This is a genomic window from Jannaschia pagri (assembly GCF_019655435.1).
Lineage (GTDB): Bacteria > Pseudomonadota > Alphaproteobacteria > Rhodobacterales > Rhodobacteraceae > Jannaschia > Jannaschia pagri.
The window spans coordinates 84,647-104,313 of record NZ_BPFH01000002.1 but is presented as its reverse complement, the minus strand read 5'-3'; the positions used below and the strand labels follow the sequence as shown (position 1 = coordinate 104,313).

The 19,667-nt window shown below is 65.1% G+C and carries 23 protein-coding genes; 13 read left to right on the top strand and 10 right to left on the bottom strand.

The genetic code is table 11. From position 1 onward, the window contains the following. Positions 1–31 precede the first annotated feature (31 nt). The 9 genes from K5R33_RS05345 (at position 32) to murD (ending at position 8,012) form a co-directional block, all read left to right on the top strand. Entirely contained in the window at positions 32–1,483 is a 1,452-nt protein-coding gene (locus K5R33_RS05345) for a UDP-N-acetylmuramoyl-L-alanyl-D-glutamate--2,6-diaminopimelate ligase (protein ID WP_255576146.1), read from the top strand. 64 nt (positions 1,484–1,547) lie between these two features. Then, positions 1,548–2,927: a UDP-N-acetylmuramoyl-tripeptide--D-alanyl-D-alanine ligase gene (locus K5R33_RS05340; protein ID WP_220747984.1), complete on the top strand. Its 1,380-nt coding sequence runs from the start codon at positions 1,548–1,550 to the stop codon at positions 2,925–2,927. A gap of 8 nt (positions 2,928–2,935) precedes the next feature. Then, positions 2,936–4,021: a phospho-N-acetylmuramoyl-pentapeptide-transferase gene (mraY, locus tag K5R33_RS05335; RefSeq protein ID WP_220747983.1), complete on the top strand. Its 1,086-nt coding sequence runs from the start codon at positions 2,936–2,938 to the stop codon at positions 4,019–4,021. A 58-nt stretch (positions 4,022–4,079) separates the two neighbouring features. Beyond that, positions 4,080–4,460, top strand: a complete 381-nt coding sequence (locus K5R33_RS05330) for an ACT domain-containing protein (protein ID WP_220747982.1) — start codon at positions 4,080–4,082, stop codon at positions 4,458–4,460. Positions 4,461–4,536: 76 nt separating this feature from the next. Next, on the top strand, positions 4,537–5,148 hold the full coding sequence (locus K5R33_RS05325; protein WP_220747981.1) for an AAA family ATPase: 612 nt from the start codon (positions 4,537–4,539) through the stop codon (positions 5,146–5,148). 40 nt (positions 5,149–5,188) lie between these two features. Further along, entirely contained in the window at positions 5,189–5,842 is a 654-nt protein-coding gene (locus K5R33_RS05320) for an SDR family NAD(P)-dependent oxidoreductase (protein WP_220747980.1), read from the top strand. Beyond that, complete coding sequence (locus K5R33_RS05315; RefSeq protein WP_220747979.1) at positions 5,836–6,360, top strand: DUF1697 domain-containing protein; 525 nt, start codon at positions 5,836–5,838, stop codon at positions 6,358–6,360. Before K5R33_RS05320 ends, K5R33_RS05315 begins: the two co-directional genes overlap by 7 nt. Before the next feature lie 54 nt (positions 6,361–6,414). After that, on the top strand, positions 6,415–6,627 hold the full coding sequence (locus K5R33_RS05310) for a hypothetical protein (protein WP_220747978.1): 213 nt from the start codon (positions 6,415–6,417) through the stop codon (positions 6,625–6,627). Next, on the top strand, positions 6,624–8,012 hold the full coding sequence (gene murD, locus K5R33_RS05305; protein WP_220747977.1) for a UDP-N-acetylmuramoyl-L-alanine--D-glutamate ligase: 1,389 nt from the start codon (positions 6,624–6,626) through the stop codon (positions 8,010–8,012). The genes K5R33_RS05310 and murD overlap by 4 nt, the downstream gene beginning before the upstream one ends. A 126-nt stretch (positions 8,013–8,138) precedes the next feature. On the opposite strand, the gene K5R33_RS05300 is transcribed toward murD, so the two are convergent. The 4 genes from K5R33_RS05300 to K5R33_RS05285 all read right to left on the bottom strand — a co-directional run bounded on the left by K5R33_RS05300 (position 8,139) and on the right by K5R33_RS05285 (position 11,689). Next, positions 8,139–8,633 carry a hypothetical protein gene (locus K5R33_RS05300; RefSeq protein WP_220747976.1) on the bottom strand — a complete coding sequence of 165 codons (495 nt, stop codon included), beginning with the start codon at positions 8,631–8,633 and terminating at the stop codon, positions 8,139–8,141. Between the two features lie 108 nt (positions 8,634–8,741). After that, positions 8,742–9,452, bottom strand: a complete 711-nt coding sequence (locus tag K5R33_RS05295; RefSeq protein ID WP_220747975.1) for a DUF502 domain-containing protein — start codon at positions 9,450–9,452, stop codon at positions 8,742–8,744. A 321-nt stretch (positions 9,453–9,773) separates the two neighbouring features. Beyond that, positions 9,774–10,646 carry a PfkB family carbohydrate kinase gene (locus tag K5R33_RS05290; protein ID WP_220747974.1) on the bottom strand — a complete coding sequence of 291 codons (873 nt, stop codon included), beginning with the start codon at positions 10,644–10,646 and terminating at the stop codon, positions 9,774–9,776. A gap of 347 nt (positions 10,647–10,993) precedes the next feature. Then, on the bottom strand, positions 10,994–11,689 hold the full coding sequence (locus K5R33_RS05285; protein ID WP_220747973.1) for a M48 family metallopeptidase: 696 nt from the start codon (positions 11,687–11,689) through the stop codon (positions 10,994–10,996). Between the two features lie 139 nt (positions 11,690–11,828). Between K5R33_RS05285 and K5R33_RS05280 the strand changes: the two genes are divergently transcribed. From K5R33_RS05280 to K5R33_RS05270, 3 genes are read left to right on the top strand one after another with little or no spacing between them, the layout of a single operon-like run. Continuing rightward, a complete protein-coding gene (locus K5R33_RS05280) occupies positions 11,829–12,185 on the top strand; it encodes a hypothetical protein (RefSeq protein WP_220747972.1) in 357 nt (118 codons plus the stop codon). Then, entirely contained in the window at positions 12,182–12,799 is a 618-nt protein-coding gene (locus K5R33_RS05275) for a TetR/AcrR family transcriptional regulator (protein ID WP_220747971.1), read from the top strand. Before K5R33_RS05280 ends, K5R33_RS05275 begins: the two co-directional genes overlap by 4 nt. Continuing rightward, on the top strand, positions 12,792–13,223 hold the full coding sequence (locus K5R33_RS05270) for a hypothetical protein (protein WP_220747970.1): 432 nt from the start codon (positions 12,792–12,794) through the stop codon (positions 13,221–13,223). The genes K5R33_RS05275 and K5R33_RS05270 overlap by 8 nt, the downstream gene beginning before the upstream one ends. A gap of 57 nt (positions 13,224–13,280) precedes the next feature. On the opposite strand, the gene K5R33_RS05265 is transcribed toward K5R33_RS05270, so the two are convergent. The 4 genes from K5R33_RS05265 to K5R33_RS05250 all read right to left on the bottom strand — a co-directional run bounded on the left by K5R33_RS05265 (position 13,281) and on the right by K5R33_RS05250 (position 16,628). Beyond that, the gene (locus K5R33_RS05265) at positions 13,281–14,465 is read right to left on the bottom strand and encodes a vWA domain-containing protein (protein WP_220747969.1); all 1,185 of its coding nucleotides are present in this window, start codon (positions 14,463–14,465) and stop codon (positions 13,281–13,283) included. Positions 14,466–14,467: 2 nt separating this feature from the next. Beyond that, entirely contained in the window at positions 14,468–14,629 is a 162-nt protein-coding gene (locus K5R33_RS05260; RefSeq protein WP_220747968.1) for a hypothetical protein, read from the bottom strand. Positions 14,630–14,799: 170 nt separating this feature from the next. Beyond that, the gene (locus tag K5R33_RS05255; RefSeq protein WP_220747967.1) at positions 14,800–16,170 is read right to left on the bottom strand and encodes a DUF2927 domain-containing protein; all 1,371 of its coding nucleotides are present in this window, start codon (positions 16,168–16,170) and stop codon (positions 14,800–14,802) included. Next, a complete protein-coding gene (locus K5R33_RS05250) occupies positions 16,170–16,628 on the bottom strand; it encodes a GNAT family N-acetyltransferase (RefSeq protein WP_220747966.1) in 459 nt (152 codons plus the stop codon). Before K5R33_RS05250 ends, K5R33_RS05255 begins: the two co-directional genes overlap by 1 nt. 263 nt (positions 16,629–16,891) lie before the next feature. Between K5R33_RS05250 and panB the strand changes: the two genes are divergently transcribed. Next, positions 16,892–17,716 carry a 3-methyl-2-oxobutanoate hydroxymethyltransferase gene (gene panB / locus K5R33_RS05245; protein ID WP_220747965.1) on the top strand — a complete coding sequence of 275 codons (825 nt, stop codon included), beginning with the start codon at positions 16,892–16,894 and terminating at the stop codon, positions 17,714–17,716. Positions 17,717–17,896: 180 nt separating this feature from the next. Here panB and K5R33_RS05240 read toward each other — a convergent pair whose 3' ends face one another. Continuing rightward, positions 17,897–18,520, bottom strand: a complete 624-nt coding sequence (locus tag K5R33_RS05240; RefSeq protein ID WP_220747964.1) for an FkbM family methyltransferase — start codon at positions 18,518–18,520, stop codon at positions 17,897–17,899. A 150-nt stretch (positions 18,521–18,670) separates the two neighbouring features. Further along, a complete protein-coding gene (locus K5R33_RS05235; protein ID WP_220747963.1) occupies positions 18,671–19,510 on the bottom strand; it encodes an AAA family ATPase in 840 nt (279 codons plus the stop codon). Between the last annotated feature and the right edge of the window lie 157 nt (positions 19,511–19,667).

Below are 19,667 nucleotides of genomic sequence, written 5' to 3'. Positions count from 1 at the left end.
GGCTAGAGGGTCGCGCGAACGAGGGGGCGCCATGGGCATGAGGCTGTCGCAACTGGGGCTGACAGGACCGGACACGGTCGAGGTCGAAGGTTTGGCCGTCGACAACCGCCGCGTGCGGCCCGGTGATTTGTTCGCCGCCCTGCCGGGCAGTGCGACCCACGGCGCGCGCTTTGCGGGCGATGCCTTGGACCGGGGGGCCGTCGCCGTCCTGACCGACCCCGAAGGCGCGGCGATGCTGCCAGACGGCGCCACCGTCATCACGGTGGAAGACCCGCGCGCCGCCTTGGCCTTTGCCGCCGCGCTGCTGGCGGGGGCGCAGCCCGACTGCATGGTCGCTGTGACGGGGACCAACGGAAAGACCTCGGTCGCGGCCTTCACGCGTCAGCTGTGGGAGGCGCTGGGCCTGTCCGCCGCCAATATCGGGACGACAGGTGTGGAAGGGGCGTTCCATGCGCCGTCCGCCCATACCACGCCAGAGCCGATCACATTGCACCGCTTGCTGGCCGATATGGCCGCCGCAGGGGTGACCCATGCCGCCATGGAGGCCAGCAGCCATGGATTGGATCAACGCCGGTTGGAGGCCGTGCGCCTGGCCGCCGCGGGCTTCACGAATCTGACCCAGGACCATCTCGACTACCACGGGACCATGGAGGCCTATTTCGAGGCCAAGGCGGGATTGTTTTACCGTCTCTTGCCCGGCGACGGCGTGGCGGTGGTCAACATCGACGACGCCCATGGAGTCGCCCTGGCCGCCGCTTGTGAGGCCCGTGGACAAGAGGTCATCACCGTCGGAGAGGCCGAGGCCGCGCGCCTGCGCCTGACCGGTCAACGGTTCGACGCGACCGGCCAAGAGGTTCTGTTCCGCTGGCAAGGCCGTGCCTCTTCGGTCCGATTGGACCTCATCGGCGGGTTCCAGGCCGCGAACGCGCTTTTGGCCGCCGGTTTGGTCATTGCCGGTGGCGAAGACCCGGAGGCAACCTTCGCCGCGCTGCCCAAGCTGTCGGGTGTGCGGGGTCGGATGCAACTGGCCGCGACGCGGGCCAACGGAGCCACGGCCTTTGTGGACTATGCCCATACGCCTGACGCCGTTGAAACCGCGCTCCGCGCCTTGCGCCCCCATGTTATGGGGCGGATCGTCGCCATCGTTGGCGCCGGTGGGGATCGTGACCGGGGCAAGCGCCCGCTGATGGGCCAGGCGGCCCAGGCCCACGCCGAGGTGGTGATCGTAACCGACGACAACCCGCGCTCCGAAGACCCGGGCGTGATCCGCGCCGCCGTGATCGAGGGCGCCCCCGGCGCCACGGAGATCGGGGACCGGGCCGAGGCGATCCTCACGGGCGCCGATATGCTGGAGCCTGGCGACGCGCTTCTGATTATGGGGAAAGGGCACGAGACCGGGCAGACGGTCGGCGATATGGTGCTACCCTTCGATGATGTGGAACAGGCCTCGATTTCGGTCGCAGCTTTGGAGGGCCGGGCATGAGTACGCCTGTCCTCTCCGTGGGCGATCAAAGGCGGCAGGCCGCGATGATCGTCAGGAGCCTGCGATGACCCTTTGGACGGCAACGGACGCGGCAACGGCCACGGGCGGCACAGCCATCGGCGATTGGGCGGTTTCGGGGTTCAGCATCGACACCCGAACCCTCCGACCGGGCGATCTGTTCGTGGCGCTCAAGGCGGCCCGGGACGGCCATGATTTCGTGGGTCAGGCGCTTGAGAAGGGGGCAGGTGCTGCGCTGGTCAGCCATGTCCCTGAGGGATGCGAAGACGGCCCCTTGCTGCTGGTGGACGACGTCCAAGCCGCGTTGGAGGCCCTGGGACGGGCAGGTCGCGCACGCAGTCGCGCCAAGGTCGTGGCCATTACCGGCAGCGTGGGCAAGACCTCCACCAAGGAGATGCTCCGCCATGTCCTTGCGCCGCAAGGCAAGACCCATGCCGCAATCAAGAGTTTCAACAATCACTGGGGTGTTCCGCTGACCCTGGCGGCTTTGCCGGTCGATACCGATTACGCCGTCATCGAGATTGGTATGAACCATCCGGGAGAGATCGCGCCACTGGCAGCCCAGGCCGCCCCCCATGTGGCCATGGTGACAACGGTCGCGCCCGTCCACCTGGAGGCATTTGCCGACGGCGTCCCCGGCATTGCCCGCGAAAAGGCCGCGATCTTCTCGGGTCTTGTTCCAGGGGGCGCGGCCATTTGGAACGCGGATCTGGACGTCTCGGAGATCTTGGCCGAACAGGGCACCGTCAGTTTTGGGCGCGCTGACGCGGATTGGTCGCTGACCGAAGTTGTGGCCGGGGCCGATGGCACCGCCTGCGCCGCTGCGACCCCTGTGGGGGATCTGATGTTCCGGATCGGCGCGCCCGGGGCGCATTTCGCCCTGAATGCCCTGGCGGTGCTCGCCGCCGTCCATGCCGTTGGTGCCGATGTGCCCCAGGCGGCCCTGGCCCTGGCCGATTGGACTCCGCCAGAAGGGCGCGGCCAACGGCACGCGGTCGCATTACATCCCGATCATCCCCCTGTGGACGTGATCGACGATGCCTATAACGCCAACCCCGCCAGCGTTGGTGCGGCCCTCGCGCTCTTGGCCGGGACAGAGGTCCCGCGCCGCGCCCGCCGGATCGCAATTCTGGGTGACATGAAAGAACTCGGCCCAACGGGGCCCGCGCTCCATGCGGCCTTGGCGGACCATGGGGGCGTGGCTGGATTAGACCAGATCCACACAGTTGGCCCCCTGATGAAACATCTTCACGAGACCTTGCCCCCCGCGCAACGGGGGCACCACACCGACACCTCCGAGGCCATGGCCGCGCATCTGCGCGACATGGTGGCCCCAGGCGATGCGGTGATGGTCAAAGGATCGCTTTCCATGAATATGGCCGTCCTCGTGACTGGCCTGCGCGCCCTGGGTGACGGGCAAGGGTAAGGACCGACATGCTGTATTGGCTGACCACATTTTCCGACGGCGGGGACGTCTTCAACCTGTTCCGCTACATCACCGTCCGGGCCGGAGGCGCCTTTTTCGTGGCGCTTCTGTTTGGGTTCATTTTCGGGAAGCCGCTGATCAACCTGCTGCGCAAGCGCCAGGGCAAGGGACAGCCGATCCGCGATGACGGTCCCGAGACGCATTTTGCCAAGGCCGGGACACCCACCATGGGCGGAGTGCTCATTCTGGGCGCCGTGACGGTGTCCACCCTGCTCTTTGGACGGCTCGACAACCCGTATGTCTGGCTCGTCCTAGGGGTCACGATCAGCTTTGGGGCCATTGGCTTCGTTGATGATTACGCGAAGGTCAGTGCGGGCAATACCAAGGGCGTGCCCGGGCGTGTGCGCCTCGCCCTGGGGTTTGTAATCGCCCTGGTGGCGGGGCTCGTGGCAGTCTGGACCCACCCGCCAGAGCTGTCTGGCGCATTGGCCTTTCCGGTCTTCAAAGACGTCCTGTGGAACATGGGCCTGATCCTCTACCTGCCGTTTGTGATGATCGTGATCGTGGGCTCCGCTAATGCGGTGAACCTAACGGATGGGTTGGACGGCCTTGCGATTATGCCCGTCATGATCGCGGCAGGCACCTTAGGCGTCATCGCCTATGCGGTCGGTCGTGTCGACTTCACCGATTACCTGGATGTCCATTACGTCCCCGGAACCGGCGAGCTCCTGATCTTCGCCGCAGGGCTGATCGGCGGGGGCCTTGGCTTTCTATGGTACAACGCCCCGCCTGCGGCCGTGTTCATGGGCGATACGGGATCGCTGGCCCTGGGCGGCGGGCTGGGCACAGCCGCCGTACTTACCAAGCACGAGTTGGTTTGGGCCATCATCGGAGGGCTCTTCGTGGTCGAAGCGCTCTCGGTCATCATCCAGGTCGCCTACTTCAAGGCGACGGGCAAGCGTGTCTTCCTGATGGCACCGATCCATCACCACTTCGAAAAGAAGGGCTGGGCGGAACCTCAGGTGGTCATCCGTTTCTGGATCATCGCGCTGATCCTCGCGCTGATTGGCCTCGCCACCCTGAAGGTCCGCTAACGTCGGCGGTAGCAAGCCTCAACGATTCCATAGGCCTCTAAATCACGGGGAGTTCTCCATGGCAGATCCAGTCCGCGACACGCAGGCGATGATATCAGGCATGTCCCCGACGGCGCGCCCCGGAGAATGGGCCTTCGTGACCGATCCCGACGCTGATGTGCTGTCCCAGGCCATTGCTACCATGCGTGAAGCAGAGGGGCTGTCCGCCATCGTTCCGGCCTCCCTGGCGCCCGACGCGCTTCCCATGGGGCAGATCACCTTGGAAGTGACGTCGGCCCTGGACGGCGTTGGACTAACGGCAGCTGTGTCGATGGCCCTGGCCGACGCCGGCATCGCCTGTAACATGGTGGCCGGGCACCACCACGACCACGCCTTCGTGCCCATCGCCGATGTGGACCGCGCCGTCGCGATTCTCCGCGCGAGGGCTAGATCCGCCTGATCTCCGCCCAGGGTAACCGAACATTAAGGTTAACGCCCCGCTTCGATGTTCCCAAAATATGCCGACGCAACGGTCCATGCCGCCACGCCGATCGAAATCCTGGCGCGCTCCGGTGGGCATCCCCGTCCTTCGGAGGTCACCGATCCAACGCATCTCACATCGTATCCTTCTGACGGGCTGTTCGGGCGCTGGTAAATCGACGCTCGCCTCGGCCATGGTCGCGCAGGGTTGGACCTGCGTCGCGGAACCCGGGCGGCGGGTGATCGCCCAGGCACAGGCGACGGGCACGCAAGCTCTGCCCTGGCAGAACATGGAAGCCTTCTTGCGGGCCTGCATGGATCTGGCGCAGGGGGACCTTCGTCAACGCACCAGGGGGACCCGAACAATCCATGACCGAGGGGGTCTGGACGCGGCTCTCGGACTGGCGCGTCTGGGCCGGGGGCCAGAGCCGGACGTGGCGTGCCTCGCACTCTTTGCAAGACCGATCCTGCTGGCGCCCCCTTGGCCCGATCTCTTTGAGCACGATGCCGACCGCCGCCATGGCTTGGACGCGGCCTTAGCCGAGTACGACCACATCCAAAGCTGGTTGCACCGCCATGCCGTGCCCTATCTCAACGTCCCCCGTTTGCCGGTGATAGACCGCGTCGCCTGGATGACGCGGCAGGTCTGGACAGACGCCGCCGGCTAGGGTCCCCTAAAGGCCAAACCAACACATTTGAGGAGGTCCCATGCACGCACTCGTCACCGGCGGAAATCGTGGCATCGGGCGGGCGATTGCCAAGGGACTGCTTGCGCAGGGCCAGAGCGTCACCATCGCGTGCCGCGACAGCCAGACAGGGGACCCCACTGCAGCGGAATTGGGATGCGCGGCCCTCTCCATGGATCTGGCGGACCCGGCCTCCATTGACGCCGCCATGGGGGGCATTGCCCCCGTCGATATCCTTGTGAACAACGCGGGCGTCTTGTGGGAGGACGGGCTTTGGGACGATCCGGGTCACTTTGACACCAGTTTCGCGGTGATGGTGCGCGCGCCCTATCTGCTCATGCGGCATGTTCTGCCTGGGATGGGCGCGCGGGGACATGGCCGCATCGTAAACGTCTCGTCCCAATGGGGGAGCTTTGGTCAAGGGTTGGGCGGTGGTGGGGCCTATGCGCCTGCCAAGGCGGCGCTGAACGCCTTGACCGTCCGCGCGGCCCAGCAGGCGCCCGATGGCGTTAAGATCAATGCCATGTGTCCCGGTTGGGTGCATACCCGCATGGGCGGCGCGGCCGCACCGCGAACGCCGGAGCAGGGGGCCGACACCGCGCTTTGGCTGGCCACACTGCCGGAGGACGGCCCAACCGGTGGCTTCTTTCGCGACCGAAAGCCCGTGCCTTGGTAGGCGCCGACCTCCGCGTGATCCTCTTGGCCGGTATTGGTGCGGCGACCCACAAAAAGATGCGCCTAGCGGATCTCTGCGATGCCATAGCCCGGCATGGCGTAATGGCGCCGCGCAGTCTGTTGTCCACGGGCAATATCCTGTGCCGATCTGACATGGCCTCCGCCGACTTGGCCGCGATGGTTCAGCAAACCATGGCGGAGTTTGGTGTCGATCGCCGTGCCTTTGTTCTCGATCATGGGGACTTGGCGCGCATTGCTCGTGATAACCCGTTCCCCGATGCCTTGGATCGGGCCAACCATCTGTTGATCCATGTCACCGATGGCGCGCCCGAGCAGCCTGCCTGGCCTGGACCCGAACGGATTGCCGTGCGCGGTCGGGTGGCCTTTGTCGACTATATTGACGGGATTGGTCGGTCGCGGCTTACGGGTCCCAAACTGACGCGCCTGCTGGGGAGGCCCGGGACGGCGCGCAATTGGACAACGTGGCAAAAGCTGATCTCGGCGGGCCTGGGGCATTGAACCCCGGCGCGGATCGGGGTTCTGTCTGCGCGATGCAGGAGAGAGAGCCAACCGATGCTGACACGCGGTGAAAACCCCCTGAGCCTATCGACCAAGGCTGCGCGCTATGGGGCCGTTGGCCTGGTCTTCGGGCTTGCCGTTCTCGCCTGGCCCGTCGTCCAAGGCTACCGCATGGGGAGTGACGGTGGCCCCGCGCCAGAGGCCACAGATGGCTGGAACGAGATGCGTCTGTTCGGCTGGGAACTCGCCACGGGCGGCGCCCAATGATCCCGGTGCGCGGGTTCGATGGGGCTACGGTCGTGGTCCTAGGACTGGGCCGCAGCGGTCTGACGGCGGCGCGCGCCTTGCGTGCGGGCGGTGCCCATGTGCTGGCTTGGGACGACGGTGCCAAAGGGCGAGAGGCTGCCGAGGCCGAGGGCTTCGAGGTGCGCAATCCCACACAGCCTGGCGCATTGGACGGCGTGACGACCCTTGTGACCTCGCCAGGGATCCCCCACCTCTACCCCGCGCCGCACCCCGCCATCGCGGCGGCGCTGGCAGCGGGGGTCGCCGTCGATAATGACATTGGCCTGTTCTTCCGGTCATTGGGATGGGGGGACAGCGTTCCGCGTGTCGTGGCCATCACCGGCTCCAACGGGAAATCCACCACCTCCGCGCTGCTGCACCATGTGCTGACCCAAGCCGGGCGCCGCGCCCATCTTGCCGGCAACATCGGGCGAGGGGTCCTGGATCTGGACCCCCCCGGCACCGACGATGTGATCGTGCTAGAACTGAGCAGCTATCAGACGGAGTTGGCCCGGTCCCTGACGCCAGATGTGGCGGTGTTCACCAATCTCACCCCCGACCACCTGGATCGCCACGGCGGCTATGGCGGCTACTTCGCGGCCAAGCGGCGCCTGTTTGCCGAAGGCGGGCCGGATCGGGCGATTATCGGCGTGGATGAGCCCGAGGGCCTGTTTCTGGCCGGACAGATGCAGGAGGCCCTGGTGGATGACCGTGTGATCCGCGTGTCGCTGGGCAAGCTGTCCGGTCCCGGATGGCTTGTGACTGCGCGCAAGGGGTGGCTGGCGGAAACCCGCAAGGGCCGTCAGGTGGCCAGCGTTGACCTGCGGGATATCCCCGGTTTGCCCGGTCGCCATAACCACCAGAACGCTTGCTGCGCCTGGGCCGCCGCCCGTGCCTTGGGGCTGGCACCCCGCGAGATTGAGGCCGGTCTCCGCAGCTATCCCGGGTTGCCCCATCGGTCCCAGCGGATCGCGGAGCGTGGAGGCGTGACATACGTCAACGATTCCAAGGCAACCAACGTGGATGCCGCCGCGCAGGCCCTGCAGGCCTTTGACCGGATCCGCTGGATATGTGGTGGCCTGCAGAAGGACGGCGGCTTGGCGGCCCTGCATCCGCATCTGGCGCGTGTGGCCCGCGCCTATGTCATTGGCCGCGAGGCCCAGGCCTTTGCGCTCGCCCTGGGCCCGGATGTGGAGACGGATATCTGCACCGATATGGCCACCGCCGTCGCCCGCGCCGCCGCCGATTCCGGACCCGGCGAGACGGTCCTGCTGGCCCCCGCCGCCGCGAGTTTTGACCAATACGATAGCTTCGAGCGCCGCGGGGAAGACTTTGTCGCGTGCGTTGCGGCTTTGGGTGCTGACTGAGGGGCGCTGCGTCTCAGGCGGTCTGCCAGCGTGAAGGCTTTTCGGGCCCTAGTGGGCGACACGCGCCGCCTGTCGTGCCTAGACTGACGCCCCGACGCTGCCGCCGCGGCGTCGATCCCGTGGGCGCTAGGACAGGCAGCCGGTGAGCGGGAGCCGTGCCTCGGCTCTCTCGTCGAAGCGCGCCGAGACCCCGTCCAACCGAACCACCGCGCCCGCCATTTCTGACCCAGACACCGTGATCCCGCGCGACGAGAGCGTGTCGTCCACGTCGATTGTAAAGGCGACTTCGGCCCCAGGTGTCAAACGCTCCAACGCCAAAACGAGCGAGGTATCCCCGTCTCGAACCTCGGGCGAGCGCAGCAACAGATCTGCCCCAGACACGATCTCGAAGGGTTGAAATACCTCCACACCGGCACCCTGCGCGGTGATGTCAAAGATCAGACCGGCGGGTGCGGGGGACAGGTCAATGATCACCTCCACGCGCTCCAGCGCGCAACCGCCGTCATGGCGTAGGACAAAGCGGTCCTTTGGCGCGCCGTCTCGGAACGTCACCAAAAGATCGGCCTTAGCGGTCGTTGTCAGGACAAGCCCAGACAAAAGGAGGGAGAACAATCGGATCATCGCAGGCCCCAGCACGGTTTGACCCCACAAAGGGTGGTCCGCCGCCGGGGCAAATCAAACTTTGGTTTCCGCTGCGCCGCGAGACTACGTGCGCCCCGCCACCTGCGGTTAGGACAACGCCCGCGCCGAGGCGGGCGCATCATCGGGGACTTGCCCGGCGGGATAGACAAGGCCCGCCGAGATCACCAGCTTGGCCGCGTCTTCGACCGACATGTCCAGCACGACCACGTCCTCCTCCGGGACGAACAGCAGAAAGCCAGAGGTCGGGTTCGGCGTGGTCGGTAGAAAAACCGACATCATCGGCGCCGCCGCCCGGGCTTTGACCTCGCCCTTTGCGGAGGTGGAGATGAAGGCGATGGCCCAAAGCCCCTTGCGCGGGTACTCGACCAAACAGGCTTTCTCGAAACTGCTCTGATCCTGGGCCAGGATGGTTTCCGCAATCTGCTTGAGCCCGCCATAGACCGAGCGGACCACCGGCATGGTCTGCACAAGGTTCTCCGCATAGCGAATGATGGATCGACCGATCAGACCTTTGGCCATCCACCCGACCAAGAGGGTGAAGAGCAGGAAGAACCCGACGCCGATCCCGCGAATGTCCACGTCCAGCCCGAACTGCTGAAGCAGCCAAATGTCAGGTCGGTAGGCCAGGGGCACGAAGGGCAAGACCCAGCCGTCGATCCATCCGATCACGGACCAGATCAGCCAAAAGGTCAGGCCAATGGGCGCGATGACGATCAACCCCGTCAAGAAGTTGTTCCTAAGCCGCGTCAGAAGCCCCGGTCTTGGGGGCCGTTGAAGGCTGTCTTCGCCGAGTTGCATGCCGATGGTCGTCCGCAGAAAGAATCCTAGATCACATATGCGGCGTTGCTTGCGGGAACAAGCCGCCGGGGTTGATGGGCCCGGCCCGAGGTCAGAACGGGGTCGGACAGACAAGAATGTGCCCGCCGCTTAGGCACTGCGCGATACTGGGTGGGACGGTTGGAAGGGGCAGGCCTGGGCGAGCGTCCAAGTGCGCTGCTTGCGACGGATCAGGGGTTTGGCCTCCGGCGGGAGCCGGCGAGAACCTCGGGCGCGCTCGCACCCTTGGTCGACCTGCTGGAGTCCTGGCCCCAAACACCAGCCGACGTGCCGCTCAGATGGTCACGAATATGTGTCGCCCGACACATAGGTCGCGGCGGCTTCTACGGCGCGCAGGAGCGCCGCGCCAACATCGGCGCCGCCCCGTTCGGCAGCGATATGGGCGGCCATGAAGGTGTCGCCCGCTCCGGTCACGCGGGTCACCATGACTTCTGGCGGGCGGTGCGCTTCGACACCGCCGGGATAGGCACAGGCCGCAAGACGCGGTCCGTCCGTGACCAACGCCCGATAGACGCCCCGGTCGCGCAAGCGCAGCGCGGCTTGGGCGGCATCGGTTTGGACGTCATGCAAGAGCAGGCTGGCTTCCTCCAGATTGACGTAGAGCGTAGCCGATTTGTGGGTGAGAAACGGCAGCAGGCGCTCGGCCTTACCCGGCGAAGCGGGCGCCACGCGGAGGTCGGATTGCATAAACCGCCTGTCTTGAGCGATCTCCGCAAGCAGATTGGTCGTCAGGTTGCCGTCGACGGCGATGGGGCCTTGCCAGCCCGCCAGGGGACCGTCGAGGGGCCGGAGGATCTTGTTCCCGACCGCCTCAAGGGAGTGCGCATCCGCGATGGCCGCGATCAAGCCATTGGCGCCTTCCACCGCCATGTAGACATCCGTCGGCAGGTCCTCGGAACGATAGAGGGTTTCTGTGATCAGCCCGAGCCGATCCAGGGCGGCGACCAAGGTATCGCCTTCGTCATCCCGTCCGACCGTCGACAGCAATGCGGGCTTCATCCCATAGGCCTTCGCCGCCATAGCGATGTTCAGCGCGACGCCGCCAGGGACGCGTGTGATCCGTCCGGGTCGGTCGGACCCCTGGGTCATATGGGTGTTGGAGCGGCCAATGATGTCCCACAGGACGGAGCCAATGCAGAGGATATCCGGTGTCATGAACGGTTGATGCCGCAAACCCATCGCCCTGGCCAGTGGGTGCTTTGGGTGCAGTGCGCGGCAGGCGCCCGATGCAGGTGGCCGTTGAGGACGATGCTTGTGGTCCGGTCCCGGATCCCCGGTCTGTGGGGCGTATTGGGGATCGGGCGCCGCGACGGAGCGGTGTTTGGTCACCTTCGGAGCTACGTCACCGCCGTTCGAGTGAGTTCCGGATCACCGTAGGTACGACCCGATAGAGGTGGGTCTCGGCTGACCCCCTCGATCCAGACTGCATACCAAGAAGTCCAACCGCGAGGCGCGGGTGACTGTCCTCACAGAAACAGCTCATGCGCTTAGACGTCGTGCGCTCAGCGCTTTTCCAACAGGCCCCAGCGACTTTCCAGGGTTTCGATGGCCGCGATCCGATCCTCGGTCTTTGGGTGGCTCATCAACCACGCCGGGGCGCCGCGCCCGCCCATGCCGGTCAGGGCGGACAGCTTCCCGAACAGTGTCTTCTGGGGCCCTGTGCCAATTCCGGCCTTCACCAAAAGCGCGCTGGCATAGGCGTCGGCCTCATACTCATCTTGCCGTGACAGCCGCGCGGCCACCAGCGAGGCCAGCAGGTTCGCGATATAGGGGCCGACCCCGGGGATAACCCGGCCCAAGACCCCCGCAAGAACCACGCGGATGGCGTTCTGACCCGAGAAATCAATCAACCGTCGCCGCGCATGTCCCAGGGCGACGTGGCCCAACTCATGGGCCACCACGCTTGCCATTTCGGCCGCCGTAACCTCGCCTGCGTGGTATTTGCGCACGAACCCTCGGGTGAGGAAGATCCGACCGTCCGGTGCGGCCAACCCATTGACGGGCTCGACCTCATGGACATGCACACGAATCCGATCCACCTCCAGGACGCGGGCCATCTTGGCGAACTCCACCTCCAATTCGGGATCCGCGAGCGGGGTCGCGGTGGCATCCATCTCCCGCTTCAGACGCCAGGCGGAAAAGAACCACAGGACGACGCCATAGGCGACGGTCAGAAAGAGGGCGGGGAATTTCAACATGATCAAAATATGGGACGTACCGGGCGCCACGCCAAGGGAGGTGACGATCTGACGCCTTCAAAACGGATGCCGATTGCGTACCATACCATATGGTATATTTTGGGGAGTAGAGCCGCATCGTCGTAGGAAGGGCGTTGGGATGTTCATCGCCGCCAGTCTTTTGTCGGGACTTTGGGCGCTCGTGCATATTTTCGCGGGCGGCGCACAGGTGGCTGCCCCTCTGCGCGCCGCACCGATGGACACGGTCGTGCGCGAAACGGCCTTGCTGGTCTGGCATATGACGAGCTTCGTTCTGCTGTTCTTGACCGGTCTGTTCGCCTGGGCAGCGGTGTCAGGTGAGGTGATCCTCGCTTGGGCTGGGTTGGTCCTGTCTGGCGGCCTCACGGCAGTCGGAATCGGACTTCAGATCGGGCGCCGCCTTCCGTTTGCGGTTTTGCCCCAGGGTTGGTTGTTCGTTCCCGTAACCGCTCTGGCCGTCGTGGGTGTGATGCGATGACCCGGGCCACACCAGAGGCTGGGGACGTTACTCGCTCCGCCCCAGCCCGATTGTCCCGGACCGGTTGGCTGGACTTGGCGTTGGCCCGCCTCTGCGCCGATGGCCCCGAAGCGCTGCGCCTGGACGCCATTTGTGCGGCGGCGGGCAAGACGAAGGGGTCGTTCTACCACCACTTTGCCGACCACGACGCCTTTGTGTTGGCAGTCACTGAGCGGTGGATTGCCGTTCAGACCGATGCCCCTACATCTCGCTTTGCATTCAATGAGATGACGGAACAGGATATCACCGAACTGACGCGAACGATCCTAGCGTTGGACATGTCCCTCGAAGCAGGCATTCGCCATCTGGCGGAAACCCACGACGGAGTTGACCGGCTCCTGCGTGAAACAGACACCCGGCGCATGGACCTCATGGCAGGTCTCTACATGCGGCGGTTCGATCTGTCGGAACCCCTGGCCCGGGACCTGTCGCGGATTGATTACGCCGCGTTTGTGGGATTGCCCGTGATTTCGCCGGACCTGTCGGCGCAGGAGCGGGGCAGGTTGTACGATGTGTTTGATGAGATGGTGAAGGCCCGGTTTGGGCCGTCCAGATTGGAGACAAGAGATGACTGATGCACACCTTTGGGAGCGCCAGTTTCTGAACATTCTAGGGCAGGCAGCGCCCGAGGCCCCACCTGCGGAGGCGATCCTATTCCGGCGCGCCGCGATTGCGCGGTGCCATCCCGGCGGCGGGGGCGCCTGTCTTCTGCTGGCCGCCGCCGAGGTCTTGGCCGAAGAAGGGCTGACCCCGCCACGGGTCATGGGATGCCTGCGCGCCGCGTTGGTCGAGGCCCCGATTCACCTCTCTGAGGAGTGGTTCTGGAATGCCGGGCGCGGGGATCTGCGTCCCCTTGCGGATATGGCGCCACACGCTCGGCATGCCGGGGTCGCTGGACCCGAGGTGGTGATCGAACGGTGGGGGCGGTGCCGCTTGGCCAGGATCTCTTTGCCAGTGGTGGCTGCATTGACGGTTTCGGCGATCGCCTGCCGCCTGTGATTGGCGTCTGTCAGCGGTAGGGCGGGGGCCCGCCCGCCTGCGTCGCCCGATCTGGGATCAGCGCGTCAACAGTCGCATGCCACGGGACAATCCATCGAGGGTCATGGGGACCATGCGATCCTCAAAGATCTCTCGGATCATGCGAATGGAATGGGTGTGGGGCCAATGGGCTTCGGGCAGCGGGTTGATCCAGAGGTGAGCGGCCCACTGCTCCCGCGCCCGCTCCAGCCAGACTTGGCCCGCTTCTTCGTTCCAGTGTTCGTTCGCGCCGCCGGGGTAGGCGATTTCATAGGGCGACATGGAGGCGTCCCCAACGAAGATACAGCGGTAATCCGGCCCGTAGGTATTGAGCACCTCCCGCGTGGGCGTGACCGCGTTCCAACGGCGACGGTTGTCGCGCCACACGCCTTCGTAGAGGCAATTGTGGAAGTAGAAATACTCGCAGGTCCGAAACTCTGAACGCGCGGCGGAGAACAATTCCTCCACGACCTTCACGTGCGGGTCCATGGAGCCGCCCACGTCCAGGAACAGGAGAACCTTGGCCGCGTTGCGCCGTTCGGGTCGGGTTTTGACGTCCAGATAGCCTGCCTTCGCCGTGGAGCGGATCGTGTCGTCCAGGTCCAATTCGTCGACCGCGCCGTCCCGGGCCCAAGCGCGCAGGCGCTTCAGCGCGACCTTGATGTTGCGCGTCCCCAGTTCGACCTGGTCGTCGAGGTTGCGAAATTCGCGCTTGTCCCAGACCTTGACCGCCCTTTGGTGGCGTGAGCGGTCTTGGCCGATGCGAATGCCTTCGGGGTTGTAGCCATAGGCGCCAAACGGGCTCGTGCCCGCCGTGCCGATCCACTTGGAGCCGCCTTGGTGGCGCCCCTCCTGTTCTTTGAGACGCTCCTTTAGCGTCTCCATCAGCTTATCGAACCCGCCCAAGGCTTCGATTTCGGCGCGCTCTTCCGGCGAGAGGTGCTTTTCGGCCTGTTTTTCCAGCCAGTCGGCGGGCAGGTCCATGGCCTCTAGGATCTCCTGCGTTGAGATCTGCTCAAGCCCCTCAAACGTCGTCGCAAAGGCCCGGTCGAAGCGGTCGATGTGACGCTCGTCTTTCACGAGGCAGGTGCGCGCCAGATGGTAGAACCCCTCCACATCGTACGTGACCAAGTTCGCGGCCATCGCGTCCAGAAAGGCCAGATGTTCGCGCAGGGAGACCGGGACGCCCGCGCCGCGCAACGCTTCGAAGAAGCGCAGGAACATGCCTAAAGCCGCACGATCAAGATCGACGCGATGAGGCCGAGGAGCCCCCCCATCACCGCCCAGACGGCGGCATATTGCGCCATATCGAAGCCATTGCCGTTCTTGCGACGGACATGAAAGACACCGGCGATGGCCCCAAGGGCGGCTGTGATAAGCGGTAGCATGGTCGTGATTTAGGGGGATGTGCCAAGGGTCGCAAGCCGCCCCGTGCAGAACCGCTGCGCTGTGTCGTTTACTGCAGCGCTGCTTTTTGCGTCGCGCCGGGTGGGGGCCAGCCCCCGCTCGCGATGCGAGCCCCCCCGGCATATTTGTGGAACATCGAAGGGGGTGGGCGTCAGGCGCCTGGGGCGAGGCTGCGGATTTCAGCGTCGCGGCGCATGAGGGCGCTGTCCCCCCAAGCGGTGCGTCCCCACGCCAGCCCCTCGCGCCGGGTGCGGGCGGCGTCCGATGGGTTGCCTTGCAGATCCATCGCCTCCGCCCGCAGGAGCAGGAGGGTCGCCAGAACGCTCGGGTTTTGCGCATCATCGGCGGCCGGGATGGCGCGATCCACGATGCGCAGGGTGCCGTCCGGTTGGCCGGTGGTCAGGGCGAAGGCTGCCAATTGCTGCGCGGCATGGGCTGCGTGGATGCCGTCGCCATACAAGTCGCGAAACCCACTGCCCGCTGTCAAAAGGGCGTCAATCGCCAGATCCCCATCCAAGGGCAGCGCTGCGCGCCCCAGGGCCAAATGCGCGGACGGCAAGCGGTTGTCGCGCCAACCAGCGCTTTCGGCCAGGGTGACGGCGTTTTGCGCGGCGGCCAGTCGGGTGCGGTCGCTGCCCGCAGGGCTGAGCGCTGCGCGGATTGCCGAGGTCCAGGCCGTCCCGCTGGGGAGGATGGGAGCGCGATCTGCGGTGCGGCCCTTCGGGTTCACGCGCGCCAGGATCTGAGGAAGGATCTTGGCGACGCTCTGCTGTGTCATGCCCGACCGCAGTGCCGGGTCATAGGTCGCGCGCAGCAGCGTCATGTCATAGTCGGTCAGCACCACGTGGATATTGTCGTCGTTGAAGACCGAATGGGGGAGGCGGTAGAGGTCGTTGAGCGGCCCAAGCGCTTGGGCCAATTCCTCGTGCAGGCAATCCCGAATCTCCTGGGCGCTGACGTCGGACGGCAGGAAGATGCTCGCCCGGGTGCGTTGTCTGAGGGTGGTCCAGTCGATGGCGGGGCCCGTGCGCTTGCCCAGGTAGTCGCGCCAGCCGCTGACGCGGGGCACCACGAAACACGCCGCCCCGGGCACCTCGGCCTGGAGGGTGGCGCGGGGCAGCGCGGTAATGGTGATGGAGGCAGCCTCGCCCCGACCGGCCCGTGAGATATCGATCCCGGCTTCGCGGCGCAGGCGCGTCAGCAGATCGTCGAGATCGCGGGTCAGGGAGGTGGGTGCATTCCCTTCGACGGCCACGGTGACGGGACCTTCGAACCGCGTGAAAACGGGCAGGGCGCGCCCGGTTTCCAGTTGGAAGGTGAGCGCCATGAAGTCCCGCGCCAATTGGCCGTTCGGTTGCACCGGCGTGCGGAGCGCGGGGCGGCCGGAAAAGCGCCGGGGCGCGGGAAGGCTTTGCTGCGCCGTGACGACGGCGGCGCGGGTGGCTGCGGGCTCCGACGGTGGCGCAGACGGCGTGCAGGAGGCCAGGGCCGTGGCCGCCAAGAGGGTCAGCACCCGCAACATCAGGGCAGGGTCCGCATGTATTTGATGAACGGCGTCAGTGTCCCGACCCGATCATAGAGGCGCCGGGCGGTAGCGTTGTCCTGCTGGGTCATCCAATAGACGCTGGCCACGCCCTGGGTCTTCGCTGCGGCGGAGACCGCGTCGATCAAGCGGCGGGCGATGCCCTGTCCCCGCGCCTCGGGGGCTGTGTAGAGATCCTGCAGGTAGCAGGTCCCGGCGGGCTGCCACATGTGCGGGTGCATCACGTAATGGACGAGGCCGAGGGCGGTGTCGCCCCGCCAGGCTAGAAAGCCCCGGAATGCCGCCGGATCATCAGAGAGAAGCTGTGCAAAGGCCGCGTCATAGGCGTCTGTCGGCAGCACGGTGTCGTAGAACGCCAAGTAGGCGCGCCAAAGAGGTGTCCAGACGGCCCGGTCCGCGGGCCCTATGGCCCGGAGCGTGACTGTATCCGCACCCATGGTAATCCGCCTGATTTGTCTTCTTTACCGCGACACTAGGAAGGCAATGTGGCGGGAGTTGGGCAGACAGCGCGCGACCCGGTCGGGGCGTGCGGCAATTGTCTATGGTCGTCGGTTGTACGACACCCTGCGCTGTCCGGCCCTTTGTGGCCATCGCTGGCGAGGTCGGGCAGAGGCGCGCGAGCCGTATCCCGACCTTAGCCGAACTTGACGTGCGGCCCCAGCTGCCTAGACCGGCGTCCGACCACCCGCAGGAGGCCGTCATGAGCACAGATCCCAGAAAGCCCATCCGCCGTATCACGGTGCCCCAGATCATGGCGCGAAAGGGTGGGGCGCCGATTGTGTCGCTCACCTCTTACCACGCCCATACGGCGGCCATCGTGGATGCCCACGCGGATTTCATTCTTGTGGGTGACAGCCTTGGCATGGTCATGCACGGGATGGAGACAACGGTGGGCGTGAGCCTGGACCTGATGATGATGCATGGGCGCGCGGTGGTGCGGGGCACGCGTCGGGCCCTGGTCGTGGTGGATATGCCCTTTGGCACCTACGAGGAAAGCCCCCAAGTCGCCTTTCGCAATGCCGCCGAGATCATGAAAGAAACCGGCTGCGGGGCGGTCAAGCTGGAAGGGGGCGCCCGCATGGCCGAGACCATTCGCTTCTTGGTGGAGCGCGGCATTCCCGTGATGGCCCATATCGGTCTGACCCCGCAGTCGAGCCACGTCATGGGCGGCTTTAAGACCCAAGGGCATGATGCGGAGACCTGGGGCGCCCATAAGGCCGATGCTGCCGCCGTGGCCGAGGCCGGTGCTTTTGCTCTGGTGCTGGAAGGGATGGTCGAGCCCTTGGCCGCCGAGATCACCCAAGAGATCGCCATTCCGACAATTGGCATCGGGGCCAGCGTGCACTGCGACGGTCAGATCCTCGTGCTGGAGGACATGCTGGGGCTCAACCCGACACCGCCGAAATTCGTGAAGGTCTACGGGGATCTGTTGGGTCAGATCGAAGGCGCCGTGGGTCGATACGCCGAAGACGTGCGCAACCGGGCGTTTCCGACGGAGGATCAGGTGTATAAGCCGAGGGGGTAGGTCCCCAAGCCGCTGAGCGTTTTTCAGGGGTCGGTCCCAATGTCAGTGGAGTCCGTTCGGGTTTTCGGCAGTCTTCGAAAAGGCCAGGGACGGCCCTATCCGGCTGCGCGCTGTTCGCACCGGATAGAGCGGTGCCAAGGCACCACGGCTGGCGCCGCCCAGGCGGATGCCATCCGCCGGTCAGATTGGAATGAACGAATAGGTCGGGGTGCTGCCGAACTTGCGCCCGCGCTTGTAGCCGAAGGCTTCGATATAGGCGGCGGTCTCATCGAAGGTTTGATCGAAGATCTCCACATAGAGATGGGGCTTCTGATCCCGGATGGTCGCTTCCGCCCCCTCCAAGACTTGCCGTTCCATCCCCTCGACGTCGATCTTGAGAACAGCCGTGTCCGTGAGCGCCAGGTCATCGAGGCGCATGCGCGGCGAAGACGTGCGGCGGTTGCGGATATGGAGATCGACCGTCCCCGGCGCGGCGCCCAAGGCGCAGGACATCACCCGGATCTTGCGCATGGCATCGTTGATTTGGAACAGCTCATAGGCCCGGTCGATGTAGATCGGATAGGGCTCAAACCCCAGCACCTGGGTCGAGGGGCAACAGGCGGCGAAGAACAGGGTGTGATTGCCGTTGTTCATCCCCGCGTCCACATAGGTCCCCGCGCGGTTCACCTGACGCACATCTTCCAACAAGCCAGCTTCATAGAAGCGGCCATTGTTCCACGCTCCGCCGATCCGTCCTTCGATGCCTTGGGGCAGTTTGACTGTTGCGTCGCCGATGCGGATGTCGGCGGTCTCGGTGTAATACATCGGCTGGTGTTCCTTAGGGCACAGGGGCATGCGGACGGGACTTTGGTCGGACCGTAGCCGGGTGATCCCGCATGTCATAGGGGGGACAGGCGGGACCGGTTCGTCAGAACGCCCGCCGCCCATACCAATCCCGGTGACGGTATATTGGCCTCAGCGACCGCCCCGCGCCATGAAGGCCAACCGTTCGAACAGATGCACGTCCGCCTCGTTCTTCAAAAGGGCGCCGTGCAGCCGTGGGAGGGCGCTACCCGTCTCAGACTTAAGATCCTCTGCCGTCAGATCCTCCGCCAAAAGCAGCTTAAGCCAATCGAGCACTTCGGAGGTCGAGGGTTTTTTCTTCAGCCCCTGTTGCTCCCGCACTTGGTAGAATTGCGTCAACGCTGTGGTCAGCAAGGCCTGTTGGATTCCGGGATGATGGACCTCGACGATCTGCTTCAGCGTCTCCATCTCGGGGAAGCGGATGTAGTGAAAGAAGCACCGGCGCAGGAAGGCGTCGGGGAGCTCTTTTTCGTTGTTGGACGTGATGATGACGATCGGGCGATGACGGGCGCGGATGGTCTCACCGGTCTCGTAGACGTGGAACTCCATCTTATCGAGTTCCTGCAACAGGTCGTTGGGAAACTCGATGTCGGCCTTGTCGATCTCGTCGATCAACAGAACGACCCGTTCCTCCGCATCGAAGGCCTGCCACAGCTTGCCCCGGCGGATGTAATTGCCGATGTCGTGGACGCGGTCGTCGCCCAACTGGCTGTCGCGGAGTCGCGATACGGCGTCATATTCGTAGAGCCCCTGCTGCGCCCGGGTGGTTGATTTGACGGCCCATTCCAACATCGGAACACCCAGGCCCTTGGCCACCTGTCGGGCCAGTTCTGTTTTGCCCGTCCCAGGCTCCCCTTTCACCAGCAAAGGGCGTTGCAAGGTGATGGCGGCATTGACGGCAACGGCCAAGTCTTCGGTCGCCACATAGTCCTTGGTGCCGTCAAAACGCATGGTTGTCTCCGTACCGTAATCAATCCGTCGGCACCCTAGCAGTCGTTCACAGGTGTGCAACCAAACCGTCAAGGGGGCGTGACAAGTGGCCAGGGCTGATGTAATCGGCGGCTATGACACAACGGGACCGGACCAGATCCTTCTTGGATCATCTGGC

Coding starts and splice junctions, on each gene's coding strand:
- panB (WP_220747965.1), top strand. CDS start 16,892: ATGAGCACAGATCCCAGAAAGCCCATCCGCCGTATCACGGTGCCCCAG.
- K5R33_RS05320 (WP_220747980.1), top strand. CDS start 5,189: ATGCACGCACTCGTCACCGGCGGAAATCGTGGCATCGGGCGGGCGATT.
- K5R33_RS05235 (WP_220747963.1), bottom strand. CDS start 19,510: ATGCGTTTTGACGGCACCAAGGACTATGTGGCGACCGAAGACTTGGCC.
- K5R33_RS05265 (WP_220747969.1), bottom strand. CDS start 14,465: ATGTTCCTGCGCTTCTTCGAAGCGTTGCGCGGCGCGGGCGTCCCGGTC.
- K5R33_RS05255 (WP_220747967.1), bottom strand. CDS start 16,170: ATGTTGCGGGTGCTGACCCTCTTGGCGGCCACGGCCCTGGCCTCCTGC.
- K5R33_RS05300 (WP_220747976.1), bottom strand. CDS start 8,633: ATGATCCGATTGTTCTCCCTCCTTTTGTCTGGGCTTGTCCTGACAACG.
- K5R33_RS05280 (WP_220747972.1), top strand. CDS start 11,829: ATGTTCATCGCCGCCAGTCTTTTGTCGGGACTTTGGGCGCTCGTGCAT.
- K5R33_RS05275 (WP_220747971.1), top strand. CDS start 12,182: ATGACCCGGGCCACACCAGAGGCTGGGGACGTTACTCGCTCCGCCCCA.
- K5R33_RS05250 (WP_220747966.1), bottom strand. CDS start 16,628: ATGGGTGCGGATACAGTCACGCTCCGGGCCATAGGGCCCGCGGACCGG.
- K5R33_RS05310 (WP_220747978.1), top strand. CDS start 6,415: ATGCTGACACGCGGTGAAAACCCCCTGAGCCTATCGACCAAGGCTGCG.
- K5R33_RS05345 (WP_255576146.1), top strand. CDS start 32: ATGGGCATGAGGCTGTCGCAACTGGGGCTGACAGGACCGGACACGGTC.
- K5R33_RS05340 (WP_220747984.1), top strand. CDS start 1,548: ATGACCCTTTGGACGGCAACGGACGCGGCAACGGCCACGGGCGGCACA.
- K5R33_RS05240 (WP_220747964.1), bottom strand. CDS start 18,520: ATGTATTACACCGAGACCGCCGACATCCGCATCGGCGACGCAACAGTC.
- K5R33_RS05260 (WP_220747968.1), bottom strand. CDS start 14,629: ATGCTACCGCTTATCACAGCCGCCCTTGGGGCCATCGCCGGTGTCTTT.
- murD (WP_220747977.1), top strand. CDS start 6,624: ATGATCCCGGTGCGCGGGTTCGATGGGGCTACGGTCGTGGTCCTAGGA.
- mraY (WP_220747983.1), top strand. CDS start 2,936: ATGCTGTATTGGCTGACCACATTTTCCGACGGCGGGGACGTCTTCAAC.
- K5R33_RS05285 (WP_220747973.1), bottom strand. CDS start 11,689: ATGTTGAAATTCCCCGCCCTCTTTCTGACCGTCGCCTATGGCGTCGTC.
- K5R33_RS05330 (WP_220747982.1), top strand. CDS start 4,080: ATGGCAGATCCAGTCCGCGACACGCAGGCGATGATATCAGGCATGTCC.
- K5R33_RS05270 (WP_220747970.1), top strand. CDS start 12,792: ATGACTGATGCACACCTTTGGGAGCGCCAGTTTCTGAACATTCTAGGG.
- K5R33_RS05325 (WP_220747981.1), top strand. CDS start 4,537: ATGCCGCCACGCCGATCGAAATCCTGGCGCGCTCCGGTGGGCATCCCC.
- K5R33_RS05290 (WP_220747974.1), bottom strand. CDS start 10,646: ATGACACCGGATATCCTCTGCATTGGCTCCGTCCTGTGGGACATCATT.
- K5R33_RS05295 (WP_220747975.1), bottom strand. CDS start 9,452: ATGCAACTCGGCGAAGACAGCCTTCAACGGCCCCCAAGACCGGGGCTT.